Genomic DNA, 20,430 nt, shown 5'->3' with positions numbered 1-20,430 from the left:
GCCCGCCTAAGACCGCGTAGATGGTCGATTTCGGCAGTCCCTGCACATCAGCGATCTGTTCGAGCCGTCGGAGGCACAGGTCTCGGTCAAATGCGTGACGATCCCCTTCTGGCGGGTGATCTGCCGGCGTAGTCAGCCGTCGGGCCGTAGGGGGGACAACGGGCAGGACGAGAGCGGCGGTCCGCCCCCGTCAGTGCGCCAGCCACAGACGGGCGTAGGGGCCGTTGCGAGCGAGGAGGTCCGTGTGGGTGCCCTCCTCAGCAATGGCGCCATCCGCCAAAACGACTATGTAGTCCGCGCGGGCGGCGGTGGTGAGTCGGTGGGCAACAATCAGGGAGGTGCGACCCTCGGTAAGTCGGGCTACAGCATCGGAGACAGCTGCTTCGGTCACCGGGTCCAGGGCCGAGGTAGCTTCGTCGAGGAGGAGCACATCTGGCAAGATCAGCTGGGCGCGAGCGAGGGCTATGAGTTGGCGCTGGCCTGCGGACAGGGTGCGGCCGCCCTCCCCGACGGGGTGCCGGTAGCCACCAGGGAGCCGGGAGAGCAGCTCGTGAGCTCCGACGGCGCGCGCCGCGGCCTCCACCTCGCCCTCGGCCGCTCCAGGACGACCGTACGCGATGGCGTCGTAAACCGTGCCACCCGTCAGGTGCGGCTCCTGCGGAACAATGCCGAGGCGCCGCCGGTAGTCCCCGAGTTCCAGCGTGCGCAGGTCATACCCGTCCACGCGTACGGCACCCGCAGTGACATCGTAGAACCGGCCAACCAGCTTCACGAGTGTCGACTTGCCCGCGCCAGTCTCTCCGACCAGAGCCACGGTCCGGCCGACCGGGATGCTCAGGCGCACCCCGTCCACCGCGTCGCGCGTCGCACCGGGGTAGCGGAAGCGTACGTCTTCGAAGTCGATCGCACCCTTCAACTGGGTTACGGGGAGTGGCTGTGAGGCTCGGGGAGTGCCGGTAGGGGTACCGAAGAGGTCCAGGATGCGGCTGAGCCCGACCGACGCCTGCTGATAGCCGTCGAAGACCTGGGAGAGTTGCAGGACGGAGGAGAACAGGACATCCACGTAGAGGAGAAACACCACGAGCATGCCCATGGTGAGGCCGCCGTCACGGGCTCGGTCCGCGCCGAAAGCCAGGACGCATGCGGCGGTCGCGCCCGGCAGGAGTTCCACGAAACCGAAGTAGCCCGCCGCGTGCCGCTGGGCGCGCAATCGGGCCGTGCGGTAGGCGGCACTCTTGTCGGCGAACCGGTCGGCGCCGCGCTCCGTCTGGCAGAAGACCTGGGCGATGCGCAGGCCCGCGACGTGCTCCTGCAGCTCCGCGTTGACCGCGCCGGACGTGTCGCGGGCGGCACCGTATGCTCCCGCGGCCACCCACCGGAACAGCGCCGTCGCGCCGACCAGGGCCGGCAGGCCCGCGCACACCACCAGGCCGAGCCGCCAGTCCAGGACGAGCAGCACGGTCAGCACGGAGAGGGTGGAGATCACGCTGACGGCCGCGGTGGCGAAGCCGGTCTGGGCGAACGCCGCGACCGACTCCACGTCCGCGGTCATCCTGGTCATGATCCGGCCGGACAGCTCGCGTTCGTAGTACGCGAGGTCGAGGCGCTGCAGATGGGCGAAGCCGCGCAGCCGCAGCACGTAGCGGAGGCGCTCGCCGAGGAGGCCGTTCGTCCTGATCTGGGCCATGCTGGCCGCCCAGCCGACCAGCACGATGGCGACGGCGGCCACGGAGGTCGCCAACACCACGCGGGACGCGGCCTGTTGGATGCCGTCGTCGATGCCCGTGCGGATGAGCAGCGGAACGAACACGCTCACCAGGGCGTCGAGCAGGACGAACACCGCCCCCAGGACGAGCGCGCGCCGGAAGGGGCGCAGCAGACCGCGCAGGCCGAAGCCGGGCTCCGCTTCGGGGGCGGGCGCGGTGGCGGTGGGAGCGAGTGCGGCGAGCTGCGGCGGGGCGGCGGCGTCCCGCTCCAGAGCTTCCGTGGCAAGGGCCGGGCCGGTGTCGAAGGGCAGCAACTCGTCGTACGGAGCGGCCGTGTGGGCTGCTGCGTCGTGGTGTCCGGCTGCCTCCTCGTCGTTCGGGGCGGCGGCGGACGCGAACAGGTCCCGGTACGCCGCCGAGCGAGCCATGAGTTCGTCGTGCGTGCCGGTGTCGCCGACCCTGCCGTCCTCCAGGAGTGCTATGCGGTCGGCGAGTTGGAGGGTGGAGCGGCGGCGGGCGACGAGCAGGGCGGTCCGGCCCCGCATGACCTGCCGGAGCTCGGCGTGGATCGCCTCCTCGGTGCGGGAGTCGACGGCCGAGGTGGCGTCGTCGAGCAGCAGGACGCGGGGGTCGGTGATCAGAGCCCGGGCCAGTGCGACCCGCTGCCGTTGGCCGCCGGAGAGGGTGAAGCCCCGTTCGCCGACCGTGGTGTCGTAGCCGTGGGGCAGTTCACGGATGAAGCCGTCGGCGCCAGCCGCCGTGGCCGCCGCCGTGATCTGGGCGTCCGTGGCGTCGGGGCGGCCGTAGGCGATGTTGTCGCGCACGGTGCCGGAGAACAGGAAGCTGTGTTCCGGGACCAGGCCGATTGCAGACCGCAGCGAGTCCAGGGCCAGGTCCCGCACGTCGCTGCCCCCGACGCGCACCGCTCCGCCCCGCACGTCGTAGAAGCGCGACAGCAGCAGCGAGACCGTGGACTTGCCGGAACCGGGCGCACCGACCAGGGCGAGCGTCTCGCCCGGCCGGACGGTGAGGGAGAGCCCGCTCAGCACGGGGCGTGCGTCCGCGTGTGTCTCCCCGTCGTGGTGCGCCTCGGCCCCCTCGTATCCGAACGTGACGTCGGCCAGCTCGATACCGAGAGGACCCGGCGGCAGCTGTCGCGCGTCGGGGCGGTCCGTGATGCCGGGGCGGGTGTCGATCACTTCGAAGACCCGGACGACGCTGGCCCGCGCCTGGTGGAGGCTGGTCACCACGGTGGCCAGGCCGCGCAGCGGCGAGACGATCTGGGCCACATAGGTGGAGAACGCGACGAACGTGCCAAGGGAGATGGCGCCGCGCGAGGCCATCCAGCCCCCGGTGGCGAGGATGCCGACCTGGCCCAGGAGCGGCAGGGCCTGCAGGGTCGACCCGTACAGAGCGTTGAGGCGTACGACCCCCTGCCGCGCGGTGAACAGGGCGTTCGCGACGGCACCGAGCCTGCGCAGCTCACGGTCCTCCTGCCCGAACCCCTTGACCACGCGGACGCCGGCGACCGCGTCGTCGACGACCGAGGCGACGGCCGCCTCGCGCTGCCGCGCCTCCAACGTGGCTGGGTACAGGCGTCTGCTGCTGTGCCAGGCCGTGTAGAGCAGCGGCGGCAGGACGAACAGCATGACCAGGGTGAGCAACGGCGACAGGGCCAGCATGACGGCGAGGGACAGGACGAGGAGCAGAACGCTGCCGAGGATGGTGGGCAGCATCGCGAGCAGCCCCTGCGCCATGGACAGGTCGTAGATCGACCGGCTGACGACCTGGCCCGTTTGCAAGGCGTCCTGGCCCGCGCCGTCCAGGCGGGAGAGCGCGGTGAAGGTGCGCATCCGCAGGTCGTGCTGGACGTCGCAGGACAGTCGCGCCGCCAGACAGCGCTGGGCGGCGCCGGCGCCGAAGCGCGCGCAGCCGGCCGCCAGGAGCACCAGCAGACAGGGCAGCAACGGGAGTTCGTCCGCGAGGATCACCCGGTCGACGATGGCCCGGGAAATCAGCGGCACGGCCGCCGCGGCCACGATGGCGGCCACGGTGGCGCCGAGGGTGAGGGCGACGGTGCGTGGGTAGCGGCGGCAGCAGCCGAGGAGGCGCCGTATCGGCGTACCGGAAGCGGCGGACATGTCAGGCATGCCGGAAGTGCTGGGTGTGCCAGACGTGCCGGACACGTCGCTGCGGCGCGGCTCCCGCCGTTGAGTGGAGGAGGTCACCGGCCTTCCTCGTTCCCGGCAAGCCCCTGAGCCTCGCCCGCGAGCCGGTCGGCGCCCGCCGCGAGTGCGCCGAGCTTCGCCGCCACCGCGCCGGAGATCTCCTTGAGCGGACCCGACATGACCATTTCGAGGTGCGTGCAGTCCACGGAGTGGTCGGTGATGTGTCCCTCCACGTACGGGGCCCACAGGGCGTGGGCGTCGAGCCGGTCGGGGCGGCCATGGGCCGCCGTGAAGAACTCCATGTCGCCGCGGAAGACCGCGGGGCGGAAGCGGGCGGAGACCCTCATGCCGTTGGCGCAGACGGCCACGACCCGGGCGAGCGTCTTCTCGTCGAGTCCGGCGAGCGCGCCGCCCTGGCGGCGCAGCAGCTGCGCGGCCTTGGCGAGCGGCGGCACGGTGTCGTCGCGCAGGTCGTCGTCAATGCCCATGTCGTGCAGGAGTCCTTGCAGAATGGTCACCTCGTCCAACCCGTCCAGCTCATCCGGCTCGTCGTCGCGCGGCCCGTCCGGCTCGTCGTCGCGCGGGTAGCCGTCGAGAAGTCCCAGGTAGGCGACCGTCGCACCCTGCTCCTGTAGGGCCGTCGCGACGGCGTACGCGGCGAGCGCTCCGAAGGACCAGCCGAGGAGGTGGTACGGACCCGAGGGCTGGACCTTGCGGATCTGCTCCGCGTAGTCGGCGGCCATCTCCTCTAGGGAGCCCGGCAGCCGCTGCTCCTCCGCGATACCGCGCGCCTGCAGTCCGTACACCGGCTGGTCGGGGCCGAGGTGCTGCAGCATGCCCACGTAGGCCCAGCTGAGACCGCTCGCGGGGTGGACGCAGAACAGCGGAGGCCGATTGCCGTCGGCACGCATAGGCATCAGCACGGCCAGGCCGTCGCCCATGTCGTCGCCGTCGAACCGCTGGACGAGGCGCGCAACGGTGGGTGCCTCGAACAGCGCCCGCAGCGAGACCCGCACGCCGAACACCGTTCTGATGCGGTTGAGCAGGCGAATGGCGAGCAGCGAGTGGCCACCGAGGTCGAAAAAGCTGTCGTCGATCCCGACCCCGGTCACGCCGAGGACCTCCGCGAACAGGCCGCACAGGGCCTCTTCCTGAGGGTTGCGCGGGGCGCGCCCGGTGCCGGCCCGCACCTCGGCGGCGGGCAGCGCCCGCCGGTCGAGCTTGCCGTTCGGGGTGAGGGGGAAAGCGTCCAGGGCCACCAGGGCCGCAGGCACCATGAAGTCCGGCAGGGCGGAGGCGAGGCGACCCCTCAGCTCGGCGAGGTCGAGCGCCGTGCCGTCGGCGGGCACGACGTACGCGACCAGACGCCGGTCACCGGGCCTGTCCTCGCGGACCACGGCGGCGGCGCGGGCGATCTGCCACTGCGCTGTCAGCACCGCCTCGACCTCGCCGAGTTCGACCCGGAAGCCCCGCAGCTTGACCTGCTCGTCGACGCGCCCCAGGAACTCCAGGTCGCCGGCGCGGCGCCAGCGCATGAGGTCACCGGTGCGGTACATGCGAGCGCCCGGGGGCCCGTACGGGTCGGCCACGAACCGTACGGCCGTCAGGCCGGGGCGGCCCGCGTATCCGCGCGCCAACTGGTCCCCGGCGAGGTAGAGCTCGCCGGGAACGCCCACGGGCACCGGCCGCAGCCGGTCGTCGAGGACATACGCGCGGACGTTGCGCACGGGGCGTCCCACCGGCAGGTACGCGTCACCGCGGCCGTCGGCGCCCGGGGCGGCGATCCGCGCCTCGTGGTGGGTGACCTGGACCGTGGACTCGGTGGGTCCGTACAGGTTGACGCACGGTACGTGCCACGTTTCCTGGGCGAGCTCTGCCAGGGCGGCGGGCAGTGGTTCGCCGCCCACGAACAGCCGCCGCAGCACGGACGTGCCGCCCGCCGCGACGGCGGCGGCGCACAGCTCGGACAGCAGGGAGGGCACGACCTGGACGACGGTGATGCCGTGGTCACTGATGTGATCGGCCAACTGGTGGGCGTCCGTGGCCACTTCGTCGGACACCATGTGGGCGGCGGCCCCAGTCAGGAGCGGCAGCCAGGTCTCCCACACCGCCGCGTCGAAGCTGAACGCGGTCCGGACGAGCACGCGGTCCGTGCCGTCCAGCGGGTATTCCTCGGCCATCCAGCGCAGATGGCCGGTGACCGCCGCGTGTGTGACCGTGACGCCCTTCGGCTGGCCCGTGGAGCCCGAGGTGTAGATCACGTACGCGGGGTGGCCGGGCAGGAGGGGGCGCGGCCGGTGCGCGTCCGACACGTCCGATCCGGACTCGCGGGCGACCGCCGCGGCCACGTCCTCCAGTACAGATGCAGCGCGCGGTACGCGGTCCCGCTCGGCCGCTGTAGTAAGCACCACCGCGGGCTGGGCGTCCGCCAGCATGTGCGCGATGCGCTCGGCCGGGTACCGCGGGTCCACGGGCAGATAGGCCGCCCCCGCCTTCAGCACCGCCAGCATCGCCACGAGGGTGTCCGCGGAGCGCGGCAGCACCAGGGCCACCGTGGCCTCGGGTCCCGCGCCCTGCCCGATCAGGTACCGAGCCAGGCGGTTCGCGCGCACGTTCAGCTCCGCGTAGCTGAGTTCAACTCCCTCAAACAGTACGGCCGTTGCTCCAGGTGTCCGCGCCACCTGGTCCTCGAAGAGGTCGACCAGGGTCCGCTCCGTGACGTCCTCGCTAGCACCCTGCCAGCCGGTCAGCAGTTCCTCGTGCTCCTGGGCGGACAGGATCTCCAGCTCCCCGACTAGCCGGTCGGGGTCGGTCACCGCGGCGGACAGCAGCCGCCCGAACCGCTCAGCGATCCCCTTGACCGTCACCCGGTCGAACAGGTCGACCGCGAACTCGAAGGCGCCGTTGAGCCCTGCTTCCCCGCCGTCCGCATCCTGCGTCTCGTACACGCTCAGCGACAGGTCGAACTTCGCCGTGTCGGCGGGTGTGCCCTGCTGCTCCAGTGTCACATCGGACAGCTGCATGTCGGCACGGGCGTTGTTCTGGAAGGTCAGCATGACCTGGAACAGGGGGTGCCGGGAGGTGGAGCGGGTGGGATTGACGACCTCGACGAGGTGCTCGAAGGGTACGTCCTGGTGTGCGTACGCGGCCAGGTCGGTCTCGCGGACTCGCTCCACCAGTTCGCGGAAGGTGGGGTTGCCGGAGACGTCGGTGCGAAGCACGAGAGTGTTCACGAAGAACCCGACCAGGTCGTCGAGCGCCTCGTCCGTACGGCCTGCCACCGGAGAACCGATGGGAATGTCTGTGCCCGCGCCGAGCCGCGACAGCAGCGCGGCGAAGGCTGCCTGCACCACCATGAACACGCTGGCGCCCGACGCGCGGGCCAGCTCGGTGAGGCGCCCGTGCAGCTCCGCGTCGAGGGCGAACTCCACGAGCTCGCCCCGGTACGAAGACGCCGTGGGCCTGCTCCGGTCGGTGGCCAGGTCCAACTGCTCGGGCAGATCGGCCAGTTGGGTCTGCCAATACGCAAGCTGTCGGCTCAGCAGGCTGTCCGGGTCGGACTCGTCGCCGAGCAGCTCGCGCTGCCACAGCGTGTAGTCGGCGTACTGCACCGGCAGCGGCGTCCACTCCGGAGCGCGGTCGGCGCTCCGTGCCTCGTACGCCTCGGCGAGATCCCGCGCCAGGGGTGCCAGGGACCAGCCGTCACCGGCGATGTGGTGCAGTACCACCACGAGGACGTGCGCGGCACCGTCCACCGCGAACAGGCAGGCGCGCAGCGGCGGTTCGGACGTCAGGTCGAAACCGCGCGACGTCTCGGTGGCCACCGCCTCGGCGAGCTCCGCCCCGGGGACCGGTACCGCCATCAGGGGCGGGCAGGCATCGCCGGCGTCCAGGAGGTGCTGGTACGGGGTGCCGTCGGCTCCCTCGGGGAAGACGGTCCGCAGCGGTTCGTGGCGGGTGATGACATCGCGCAGAGCCGCGGCGAGGGCATCACGGTCCAGAGTTCCGGCCAGACGCAGGGCGATCGGGAGGTTGTACGTCGATGACGCCTCGCCCTCCAGACGGTTCAGGAACCACAGCCGACGCTGGGCGAACGACAGCGGGACCTCGGCCGGGCGCTCCATCGCCACGAGCGCGGTGCGGGCCGCGCCCGCCTGCGCCACGCGCTCGGCGAGCTGGACCACCGTGGGCCCCTCGAAGAGCGTGCGCAGAGGCAGTTCCACGCCCAGGCGGGTGCGGATGCGGCTGATCAGCCGGGTCGCCAGCAGGGAATGGCCACCCAGGTCGAAGAAGCCGTCGTCGATCCCGACCTTCTCCACGCCGAGCACCTCGGCGAAGGCCGCGCACAGCACCTGCTCGTGGCCGTTACGCGGACCACGGCCCACACCGACCGCCCCGTACTCGGGGGCGGGCAGGGCACGGCGGTCCAGCTTGCCGTTCGCCGTCAGCGGCAGCGCGTCCAGCACCACGACCGCCGCCGGGACCATGAACTCCGGCAGACGGCCGCTCAGGAAGCCGCGTACGTCGGTGGCGTCGGCCTTTTCGCCTTCGCGGGGCACGACGTAGGCGACGAGGCGTTTGCCGCCGGGCTGGTCCTCGCGGGCCACGACCACGACCTGGGCGACATCCGGGTGCGAGGCGACGACTGCTTCGACCTCGCCGAGTTCCACGCGGAAGCCACGAATCTTGACCTGGAAGTCGGCGCGGCCCAGGAACTCCAGCGTGCCGTCAGCCCGCCAGCGGGCCAGGTCACCGGAGCGGTACATACGCTCACCCGGACCCGCGAACGGGTCGGCGGTGAACCGCTCCGCCGTCAGACCCGGACGATTGAGGTAACCGCGCGCCAGCTGCGCACCCGCCAAGTACAGCTCACCCGCCACACCCACCGGGACCGGGCGCAACCACTCATCAAGTACGTAAACGCGACTGTTGGCCACCGGGGTGCCGATCGAGGGCAGCACCGGCCACTCCGCCGGATCACCCTCCAACGACAGGGCCGTCACCACGTGGGTCTCGGTCGGACCGTAGTGGTTGTGCAGCCGCCGCCCCGGCACCGACGCGAAGAACTCCCGCACCGCACCATGCAACGCCAGCGCCTCACCGGCCTGCGCCACATCCGTCAGCTCAGGGAGCGACAGACCGAGTTCGCACGACGCCTCCGCGACGGCCTCGATCACCAAGTTCGGCGCGTACAGCTGGTTCACGCCGTGCCGGTCGAGCCAGCGGACCAGCTCGGCGGGGTCCTTGCGGACGTCCTCACACGGCAGCGCGAGGATTCCGCCCGACCACAGGGCCGTGAAGATCTCCTGTGCCGCGACGTCGAAGCTGATGGAAGTGAAGTGGGCGGTGGTCACCCCAGACGTCACGCCGGACGTCACCCCGGGCACGCGGCCTCGGTGGTGCCAGGCAAGGAGGTTGGCCATCGCCCCGGCACGGAACATCACGGCCTTCGGCCGCCCGGTCGATCCGGAGGTGTACATCACGTACACCGGGTGCTCCGGCCGCAGCCGTACGCCACCGCGCTCCGCCGCCGACAGATCGGCATCCGCGTACCCGGTCACCGTCTCCGTCGCGACCTCGACGCCCCGACCCGCCAGGCACTCGGGCAGCCGCGCCAGCGTCTCCTCCGAGCCCAGCACACACACCGGGTCGGCGTCCTGGAGCATGTAGTCGATGCGCTCGGCCGGATAGGCCGGGTCGACCGGCACGTATGCCGCCCCCGACTTCACCACCGCCAGCAAAGCCACCGGCAGCCACTGCGAACGCGGCAGCATCAACGCCACCACACGCTCCGGACCGGCACCCCGCTCGACCAGCAAACGCGCCAGACGATTCGCCCGCGCGTTCACCTCGGCATACGACAGCTCCACGCCTTCAAACACCACGGCCGTCGCCTCAGGAGTCCGCGCCACCTGCGCCTCAAAACCCTCCGGCAACGACACCCACGGAACCTCGACCTCCGTGGCGTTCCGAACCTCCAGCAGCTCACGCCGCTCGACGTCCGACAGCACCTCCAGCTCGCCCACCGGGCGGTCGGCATCGGCCACCGCCGCGGCGAGCACCCGACGGAACCGCTCCACAAGGCTCTCCGCCGTCGCCCGGTCGAAGAGGTCGGTGGAGAACTCCAGGACGCCGGCAAGGCCGTCGGGCCGTCCATCGGAGGCGGTGCGCTCGGCGACGCTCAGGAACAGGTCGAACTTGGCGGAGCCTATGGCCGTGAGGCTCTTCACATCGAGGCCCGGCATGGTGAGCTGGGCCTTCTCGTTGTTCTGGAAGGTCAGCATCACCTGGAACAGCGGGTGACGCGACATCGAGCGTTCCGGGTTGAGAACCTCAACGAGGTGCTCGAACGGCACGTCCTGATGGGCGTACGCGGCCAGGTCGGTCTCGCGGACCCTCTCCACCAGCTCGCGGAAGGTGGGAGCGCCGGAGAGGTCCGTCCGCAGTACGAGGGTGTTCACGAAGAAGCCGACGAGGTCGTCCAGCGCTTCGTCCGTACGTCCGGCGATCGGGGAGCCGATCGGGATGTCCGTCCCGGCCCCGAGCCGCGACAGGAGCGCGGCGAAGGCCGCGCGCACCACCATGAACACACTCGCGCCGGACCCCCGGGCCAGCTCTGTCAGGCCCGCGTGGACCTCCGCGTCCACGTCCAGCGCCACCTGGTCGCCCCGGAAGGACGCCACCGCCGGACGGGGGCGGTCGGCTGGGAGTGCCAGCTGCTCGGGCAGATCGGCCAAGTGGCTCTTCCAGTAAGTGATCTGACGGTTCAGCAGGCTGTCGGGGTCGAACTCGTCGCCGAGCAACTCCCGCTGCCACAACGCGTAGTCGGCGTACTGCACAGGCAGCGACAGCCACTGCGGAGCGTGCCCGGCGACCCGTGCCTCGTACGCCTCCGCCAGATCCCGCGCCAGCGGAGCCATCGACCAGCCGTCACCGGCGACGTGGTGCAGCACCACGACCACCACATGGGCTCCGTCGGGCAGGGCGAACAGGGCGGCCCGGAGCGGCGGTTCGGACCTCAGGTCGAAGCCCTGTCCGGCCATCGCCGCGATCGCGCCGTCGACGTCCTCCTCGCCCATCTCCCTGACCGGCATGTCCACCGTGGCGTCCGTCGCGTCGAGGACATGCTGGACCGGCACGCCGTCCTCGCCCTCGGGGAAGACCGTGCGCAGCGACTCATGGCGCACGACGACGTCCCACAGCGCGGTCCGCAGCGCCTCCCGGTCCAGCGCGCCCGCCAGGCGGAAGGCGAGAGGCACGTTGTACGTGGCGGCCTCAGCGCCCTCGAAACGGTTCAGGAACCACAGACGCGACTGGGCGAAGGACAGGGGCACTGTCTCCGGGCGCACGGCCGGCGCAAGGGCGCGCCGTGCCGCTCCGGCGCCCGCGATGCGCTCCGCGAGTTGCGCCACCGAGGGTGCGTCGAAGAGGTCCCGCAGCGGCACCTCGACGCCGAGGACGGTGCGGATCCGGCTGACCACGCGGGTCGCGAGGAGCGAGTGCCCGCCGAGGTCGAAGAAGCCGTCGTCGATCCCGACCCGGTCCAGGCCGAGCGCCTCGGCGAAGATCGCGCAGAGGGCTTCCTCGCGGCCGTCGCGGGGGCGGCGCTCCGAGGCCACGTACCGCGGTGCAGGCAGCGCGCGCCGGTCGAGCTTCCCGTTGGGGGTCAGCGGCAGCTCGGGCAGGGGCACGACTGCGGCCGGGACCATGTAGTCGGGCAGAAGCGCGGCGACGGAGCGCCGCAGGTCGCCCGGTTCCACTGACGCCTCGCCGTGTGCGGGCACGACGTACCCGACCAGGCGCCTATCTCCCGGGCGGTCCTCACGGACCACCACGGCCGCCTGGGAGACGTCCGGGTGGCGGGTGAGGGCGGCCTCGATCTCGCCCGGCTCGATGCGGAAGCCGCGCACCTTGACCTGGCCGTCCGCACGTCCGGCGTACTCGAGGCTGCCCGCGGCGTTCCAGCGGGCGAGGTCGCCCGTGCGGTACATCCGCGAACCGGCGGGACCGTAGGGGTTGGCCACGAAGCGTTCGGCGGTGAGGGCCGGGCGGCCGAGATAGCCGCGGGCCAGGCCGTGACCGGCGATGTACAGCTCTCCGGTGGTGCCGGAGGGCACCGGCCGCAGGGCCGCGTCGAGGACATAGGCCCGGGTGTTCGCGAGGGGGCTCCCGATGGGCGGAGTGGCGATGGGCTGGGTGCCGGGGCCGGTGGGCGCGGTCACCTCGGCCAGGGTGGAGACAATGGTGGCCTCGGTCGGGCCGTACTCGTTGACGACGGCGGCGGCATGCGCGCACAGCATCTCGGCGAGGTCGGCGGACAGCGGCTCACCGCCGGTCACCACCCGCAGCCCGCGGACCATGCCCGGATCGTGCGTCACCAGCATCTGCCACAGCGACGGCGTCGCGTTCAGGACGGTGGCTCCGGCATCGCGGATCAGCCGACCCAGCACCGCGGGGCGGGACACGTCGTCCCGGTCGGCCAGCACCAGGCGGGCACCGGAGACCAGCGGCAGCAGCACCTCCATGGTGGCAACGTCGAACGCCGCCGTCGTCACGGCAAGGAGCCGGTCGTCCGGTGTCAGGGGAAGCCGTTCGCGCAGCGCGACCAGCTGGTTGGCAAGGGCCGCGTGCGCAACGACCACGCCCTTTGGGGTGCCCGTCGAACCCGAGGTGTAGATCACGTACGCCGCGTCATCGGGCACCGGTCCGTACACCTGCGGCTCGCCGTCCGCATGGTCGGCAAAGCCGCCCGCCATCTCGTCGGGGCCGAGCACCAGCTGCGGTGCGGCGTCCTCACTCATGAACTCCACGCGCGAGGACGGGTGTTCAGGGTCGATGGGAACGTAGGCGCCCCCGGCCTTCAGCACGCCGAGAAGGGCCACGACCAGGTCCACCGACCTCGGCAGGGTCAGCGCCACGCGCCGCTCGGGTCCGACGCCACGCTCGACGAGCCAGTTGGCGACCCGGTTGGCTCGGACGTTCAACTCAGCGTACGAAAGGGCAACTTCGCCGTGCACCACGGCCGTGGCGTCCGGTGTCGCGGCGGCCTGGCGTGCGAAGAGAGCGGGCACGGTGAGGTCCGGGACCGGGGCCGCGGTGTCGTTCAGGCCGTGCAGCAGCCGCTCACGCTCGCCCGGCCGGAGTACGTCGGCGGTGCCGATCCGCAGCCCGGGGTCGCCGACCACCTGCCGGAGCAGGCCGTGGAACCGCTCGGCCATGGCCTCGACGGTCTCGTGGTCGAACAGGTCGGTGGCATAGCGGAAGGCGCCCATGAGCCCGTCCGCGGCGCCGTCGACCGTGCGCCGCTCGCCGAGCGTGACGGCCAGGTCGAACTGAATGACGTCCATGGGCGTCGCGGTGGCGGACACGGTGAGTCCCGGCAGGGCCAGTTCGGCCTGCTCGTTGTTCTGGAAGGCGAACATCACCTGGAACAGCGGGTGGTGGGACATCGACCGGACGGGGTTGAGGACCTCAACCAGCTGCTCGAAGGGCACGTCCTGGTTGGAGTGGGCCCCCAGATCGGTCTCGCGCACGCGGTCGATCAGTTCACGGAAGGTGGGATCGCCGGACAGATCGGTGCGCAGCACGAGGGTATTGATGAAGAAGCCGACGAGATCGTCGAGCGCTTCGTCCGTACGTCCGGCGATCGGCGAGCCGATCGGGATGTCCGTCCCGGCCCCAAGGCGCGACAGGAGCACCGCCAGGGCCGCCCGCACGACCATGAACTCGCTGGCGCCGCAGGCACGGGCGAGATCCGTGATTCCCCGGTGAAGATCCGCGTCCAGCGTGAACGGCACGAGGCCGCCGCGGTTGGTGGGGACGGCGGGGCGAGGCCGGTCGACCGGCAGCTCCAACTGCTCGGGCAGGGCGTCCAGTTGCTGCTTCCAGTAGGCGATCTGACGGCCGAGCGGGCTCTCCGGGTCGGACTCCTCGCCGAGGGCGTCCCGCTGCCAGAGCGCGTAGTCGACGTACTGGACCGGCAGGGGCTCCCACTCCGGGGCACCGCCCGTGGCCCGGGCGGCGTAGGCGGTGGCCAGGTCGCGCGCGAGGGGGACCATGGACCAGCCGTCACCTGCGATGTGGTGGAGGACGACGACCAGGACGTGGGTGGTGTCGTCGATCGCGAACAGCTCGGCGCGGAAGGGACGTTCGGCGGTCAGGTCGAACCCTCGTTGCGCCGCCCGGGCGATCGCTTCGGCGACCTCGTCTTCGCAGATCGGCCGGGTCGGGAGCGTGATCCGCGTGTTCTCGGAGACTCCCTCGGCGGCGCTCCCAGGTACGGGGAGCACGTTCTGGTAGGGGGTGCCGTCGGGTGCCTCCGGGAAGACGGTGCGCAAGGTCTCGTGGCGGGCCGTCAGGTCGTCGATGGCCGCGCGCAGAGCGTCCCGGTCCAGTGTCCCGGTGAGCCGCAGGGCGATGGGGATGTTGTATGTGGCGGCCTCGGCGCCTTCGAGACGGTTGAGGAACCACAGGCGCCGCTGGGCGTACGACAGCGGGACGCGGGCGGGACGCACGGCGGGACGCAGCGCGGCCCGTGCGGTGTCCGCCTGCTCGATGCAGCGCGCCAGCCGCTCGGCCGTGGGGCCTTCGAAGAGGGCACGCAGCGGCAGTTCGACGTTCAGGACGGTGCGGATGCGGCTGATGACGCGGGTGGCGAGCAGGGAGTGCCCGCCGAGGTCGAAGAAGCTGTCGTCGATGCCGACGCGGTCCGCGCCAAGCACCTCGGCGAAGATCTCGCACAGGGCGCGTTCACGTTCCGTGCGCGGGGCACGGAAGGCCACGACCGTCGCGTAGTCGGGGGCGGGCAGGGCGCGCCGATCGACCTTGCGGTGGGCGGTCAGGGGCAGCTCGGGCAGGGTGACCACGGCGGCCGGGACCATGAACTCGGGCAGCAGCTCACCTACGTACTGCCGGATCTGGCCCGGTTCAACGGTGGCACCCGACGTCACCGGCACGACGTAGGCGACCAGGCGTTTGTCGCCCGGACGGTCCTCACGGGCCATCACCGTGGTCTGAGCGACCTCGGGGTGGGACAGCAGCGCCGCCTCGATCTCGCCCAGTTCAATGCGGAAGCCGCGGACCTTGACCTGCTCGTCGGCACGGCCGACGTATTCGAGCTGGCCGTCGCGGCGGCGGCGCACCACGTCGCCGGTCCGGTACATCCGCTCCCCCGGGCCCGCGAACGGGTCCGGCACGAACCGCTCCGCCGTCAGAGCCTGACGGTTCAGGTAGCCGCGGGCCAGTTGCGCGCCCGCCAGGTACAGCTCGCCGGGGACGCCTGCGGGGACGGGACGCAGGCGGTCGTCCAGGACATAGGCGCGGGTGTTCCACACCGGCCGCCCGATCGGCGGCACACCGGTCATGTCTGGCGTCAGCGGCTCACTGGACGTGGACGCCACCGTCGCCTCGGTCGGACCGTAAATGTTCACCATCCGACGCCCACGCGACCATGTGCGGGCCACCTCCGCCGAACACGCCTCACCCGCCACCACCAGCGTCAACCCCGACGGAAGCCCGCCGGACTCCCCCAGCACCGGCAACGTCGCCGGCGGCAGCGTCGCATGCGTCACCCCGAACTCCGAGATGAGATCCGAGAGTTGTGCACCCGGGACCAGCCGCTCCGCCGACCCCAGCACGAGAGCCGCACCGGCCAGCCACGCCGGCCAGATGTCCGCCACCGCAGCGTCAAAGCTCGGCGACGCGAACTGCAACAACCGGCTCCCGCCGTCCACCCCCAGCCGCATGATGTGATCCCGGGCCAGATTCACCACACCCGCATGCCCGACCACCACACCCTTCGGCCGACCCGACGAACCCGACGTATAGATCACATACGCCGGGTGATCGGGCCGCAGCGCGGCACACCGCTCCCCCTCCACCAGATCCGCACCGGACTCGGACACCACCGCATCTGCGACGTCCTCCAGGAGGAGCATCTGGCAGTTCTCCGGCACGACGGCACGTACGGACGCGTCGGTGATCACCACTGCGGGGGCGGCGTCCGCAAGGACGTACGCGATGCGCTCCGCCGGGTACTGCGGATCCACCGGAACGTACGCGGCACCCGCCTTCAACACCGCCAGCAACGCCACCAACAACTCCGGCGACCGCGGCAACACCAACGCCACCAGACCCTCAGGCCCCACACCCCGGCTGATCAGGACTCGGGCGAGGCGGTTCGCCCGTGTGTTCAGCTCGGCGTAGGTGAGGTCGACGTCCTGGAAGAGCACGGCCGTCGCCTCCGGCGTCCGCGCCACCTGCTCCTCGAACGCCACCGGCAACGACACCCACGGAACCTCAACCCGCTCCCCCTGCCAACCCGACAGCAACTCCCCGCGCTCGGAAGAGGACAGGACCTCCAGCTCGCCGACCGGTCGGTCGGGGTCGGTCACCGCGTTGGACAGCAGCCGCCCAAAGCGCTCGGCGATCCCCTCGACCGTCACCCGGTCGAACAGATCCGTGGCGAACTCGAAACCGCCCACCAGACCGGCCGGCGCACCCTCACCGTCGAACCGCTCTGTCAGCCCCACTGAAAGGTCGAACTTCGCAGCGGCGCCGTCGCTCTGCTCCGTGCTCAGCGAGAGGCCGGGCAGCTGGAGATCGGGCTGGTCCTGGTTCTGGAAGGCCAGAGCCACTTGGAAGAGAGGGTTCCTGGCCATGGAGCGGACCGGGTTGAGAACTTCGACGAGGTGCTCGAAGGGCACGTCCTGGTTCGCGTAGGCCGCCAGATCTGTCTCGCGGACGCGGTCGATCAGCTCACGGAAGGTGGGGTCGCCGGAGAGGTCGGTGCGAAGGACGAGGGTGTTCACGAAGAAGCCCACGAGGTCGTCCAGGGCCTCGTCCGTGCGACCCGCCACGGGCGTGCCGATCGGGATGTCCGTCCCCGCGCCCACCCGCGACAGCAGGGCCGCGAACGCCGCCTGCACCACCATGAACACACTCGCGCCGGACTCGCGGGCCAGCCCGGCGAGACGGCCGTGCAGCTCCGCGTCCAGCGTGAACGCCATGCTGTCGCCACGATAGGAGGCGACGGCGGGGCGTCGACGGTCCGTTGGCAGGTCCAACTGCTCGGGCAGATCGGCCAGTTGGGTCTGCCAGTAAGTGATCTGCCGGCCGAGCAGGCTGTCCGGGTCGGACTCGTCGCCGAGCAGCTCGCGCTGCCACAGCGCGTAGTCGGCGTACTGCACCGGCAGCGGCGTCCACTCCGGAGCGCGGTCGGCGCTCCGTGCCTCGTACGCCTCCGCCAGATCCCGCGCCAGCGGCGCCATCGACCAGCCGTCACCGGCGATGTGGTGCAGTACCACGACGAGGACGTGAGCGGCGTCGTCTACGGCGAACAGCCGTGTCCGCACCGGCAGATCGACTGTCAGGTCGAAGCCGCGCGAGACCTCGGCTGTCACCAGCGACGGCAGGTTCCCCTCCGACACACTGGTGACCACCAGGCGCACGGATGCCTGCTCGGGGTCGACGACCGCCTGGTACGGGGTGCCGTCGGCTCCCTCGGGGAAGACGGTCCGCAGCGGTTCGTGGCGGGTGATGACATCGCGCAGAGCCGCGGCGAGGGCATCACGGTCCAGAGTTCCGGCCAGACGCAGGGCGATCGGGAGGTTGTACGTCGATGACGCCTCGCCCTCCAGACGGTTCAGGAACCACAGCCGACGCTGGGCGAACGACAGCGGGACCTCGGCCGGGCGCTCCATCGCCACGAGCGCGGTGCGGGCCGCGCCCGCCTGCGCCACGCGCTCGGCGAGCTGGACCACCGTGGGCCCCTCGAAGAGCGTGCGCAGAGGCAGTTCCACGCCCAGGCGGGTGCGGATGCGGCTGATCAGCCGGGTCGCCAGCAGGGAATGGCCACCCAGGTCGAAGAAGCCGTCGTCGATCCCGACCTTCTCCACGCCGAGCACCTCGGCGAAGGCCGCGCACAGCACCTGCTCGTGGCCGTTACGCGGACCACGGCCCACACCGACCGCCCCGTACTCGGGGGCGGGCAGGGCACGGCGGTCCAGCTTGCCGTTCGCCGTCAGCGGCAGCGCGTCCAGGGCCACGATCGCGGCCGGGACCATGAACTCCGGCAGACGGCCGCTCAGGAAGCGGCGTAGGTCGGCGGCGTCGGCCTTTTCGCCTTCGCGGGGCACGACGTAGGCGACGAGGCGTTTGCCGCCGGGCTGGTCCTCGCGGGCCACGACCACGACCTGGGCGACATCCGGGTGCGAGGCGACGACTGCTTCGACCTCGCCGAGTTCCACGCGGAAGCCGCGGATCTTGACCTGGAAGTCGGCGCGGCCCAGGAACTCGACCGTGCCGTCGGCACGCCAGCGGGCCAGGTCACCGGAGCGGTACATGCGTTCACCCGGACCCGCGAACGGGTCGGCGGTGAACCGCTCGGCTGTTAGGGCCGGGCGGTTGAGGTAGCCGCGGGCCAGTTGTGCGCCGGCCAGGTAGAGCTCACCGGCTACGCCGACCGGGACCGGGCGCAACGACTCGTCCAGTACGTAGACGCGGCTGTTGGCCACCGGGGTGCCGATCGACGGCAGCACAGGCCACTCCGCCGGATCACCCTCCAGGGAGAGTGCCGTGACGACATGGGTTTCTGTGGGGCCGTAGTAGTTGTGCACCCGCCGCCCCGGCACCGACGCGAAGAACTCCCGCACCGCACCATGCAACGCCAGCGCCTCACCGGCCTGCGCCACATCCGTCAACCCAGGCAGGCCCACGCCGAGTTCAGCCGCCGCCTCGGCGACCGCCTCCACCATCGGCATCGGAGCGAACAGCTCGCCCACCTCGTGCTGGGCGAACCAGCGGACCAGCTCCGCCGCGCCCCGCCGAGTCTCGTCACGCGGCACCATCAGCGTCTTGCCCGACCACAGCGCCGAGAACATCTCGTGTGCCGCCGCATCAAAGCCCAGGGCGGCGAACTGGCCTGTGCGTCGTCCCGCTCCGCCGGGGAGCACCTGGGCGTGCCAGGCCAGCAGGTTCACCATCGCGCCCGCCGGGAACACCACACCCTTCGGGCGTCCCGTCGATCCGGAGGTGTACATCACGTACACCGGGTGCTCGGGCCGCAGAAGCACACCACCGCGCTCCGCATCGGACAGATCGGCATCCGCGTACGCGTCCGAGGCCCCGGCGAGCGCCTGGGTCGTGGGCTCGTCCAGTACCACCTGCGCCCGGCCCCCCAGCACCGCCTCGTCCAGCGCCCCGGCCGACACCACCGCCACCGGATCCGCATCCTGGAACATGTACGCGACCCTGTCCGCCGGGAAGGCCGGGTCCACAGGCACATACGCCGCCCCCGACTTCACCACCGCCAGCAAAGCCACCGGCAACCGCTCCGAACGCGGCAGCATCAACGCCACCACACGCTCCGGACCAGCACCCTTCTCCACCAGCACACGCGCCAGACGATTCGCCCGCGCATTCAGCTCCGCGTAGGTGAGCTGAATGTCCTCGAACACCACCGCCGTCGCCCCAGGCGTCCGCGCCACCTGCCGCTCAAAACCCTCCGGCAACGACACCCACGGAATCTCAACCCCGGTCGCATTGCGAACCTCCAGCAGCTCACGCCGCTCAGCCTCCGACAGCACCTCCAGCTCGCCCACCGGGCAGTCGGCATCGGCCACCGCCGCGGCCAGCACACGACCGAACCGCTCCACCAGCCCCACAGCCGTCCGCCGGTCGAACAGGTCGGTGGAAAACTCCAGGACTCCTGCCAGACCCGCGGGCTCGCCGTGGGCATCGCGCAGCTCGGTAATGTTCAGAATCAGGTCGAACTTGGACGACCTCGTCTCCGTCATCTCGCTGGTGAGCGTGAGCTGCGGCAGACGGAGTTCGGCCTGGTCGTTGTTCTGGAAGGCGAGCATCACCTGGAACAGCGGGTGACGCGACATCGAGCGTTCCGGATTGAGGACCTCCACCAAGTGCTCGAACGGCACATCCTGGTGCGCGTACGCCGCCAGGTCCGTCTCCCGCACCCGCTCCACCAGCTCACGGAACGTCGGATCACCTGACAGATCCGTCCGCAGCACCAGCGTGTTCACGAAGAACCCGACCAAATCGTCCAGCGCCTCATCCGTACGCCCCGCGATCGGCGTACCGATCGGGATGTCCGTCCCCGCGCCCATCCGCGACAACAGTGCCGCGAACGCCGCCCGCACCACCATGAACACACTCGCACCCGACTCGCGCGCAAGGCGGACGAGGCCCTGGTGCAGTTCCGCGTCGACGGCCACCGGGACGGCGCCGCCACGATGCGAGGTGACCGCCGGGCGGGGGCGGTCCGCCGGCAACTCCAACTGCTCTGGCAGAGCGGATAGTTGCTGCTTCCAGTAGGTGAGCTGACGGCTGATCATGCTGTCGGGGTCGGACTCGTCGCCGAGTACGTCCTGCTGCCACAGTGCGTAGTCCGCGTACTGCACAGGCAGCGGCTCCCAACCCGGAGTGCGGCCCGCGGTGCGTGCCTCGTAGGCCAGCGCGACGTCACGGGCCAGCGGTGCCATCGACCAGCCGTCGCCCGTGATGTGGTGCAGGACGACGACCAGGACGTGCGTGGTGTCGCT

General features: G+C 71.2%; 2 protein-coding genes (1 of these 2 running past the window's edge). Both read right to left on the bottom strand.

Going from position 1 to position 20,430, the window contains the following annotated elements; all coding sequences use genetic code 11:
• Positions 1-190 precede the first annotated feature (190 nt).
• Complete coding sequence (locus BJ965_RS38555) at positions 191-3,847, bottom strand: ABC transporter ATP-binding protein (protein ID WP_184918040.1); 3,657 nt, start codon at positions 3,845-3,847, stop codon at positions 191-193.
• An 83-nt stretch (positions 3,848-3,930) separates the two neighbouring features.
• Positions 3,931-20,430: the 3' portion of a non-ribosomal peptide synthetase gene (locus BJ965_RS38550; RefSeq protein ID WP_184916550.1), read on the bottom strand. The gene runs 6,729 nt beyond the window's last position; the window shows 16,500 of its 23,229 coding nt (coding positions 6,730-23,229); its start codon lies beyond the right edge, outside the window; the stop codon is at positions 3,931-3,933.

The organism is Streptomyces luteogriseus, assembly GCF_014205055.1.
GTDB classification, from domain to species: domain Bacteria; phylum Actinomycetota; class Actinomycetes; order Streptomycetales; family Streptomycetaceae; genus Streptomyces; species Streptomyces luteogriseus.
The sequence above is the reverse complement of the archived record's forward strand: the minus strand, read 5'-3'. Positions and strand labels throughout refer to the sequence as shown.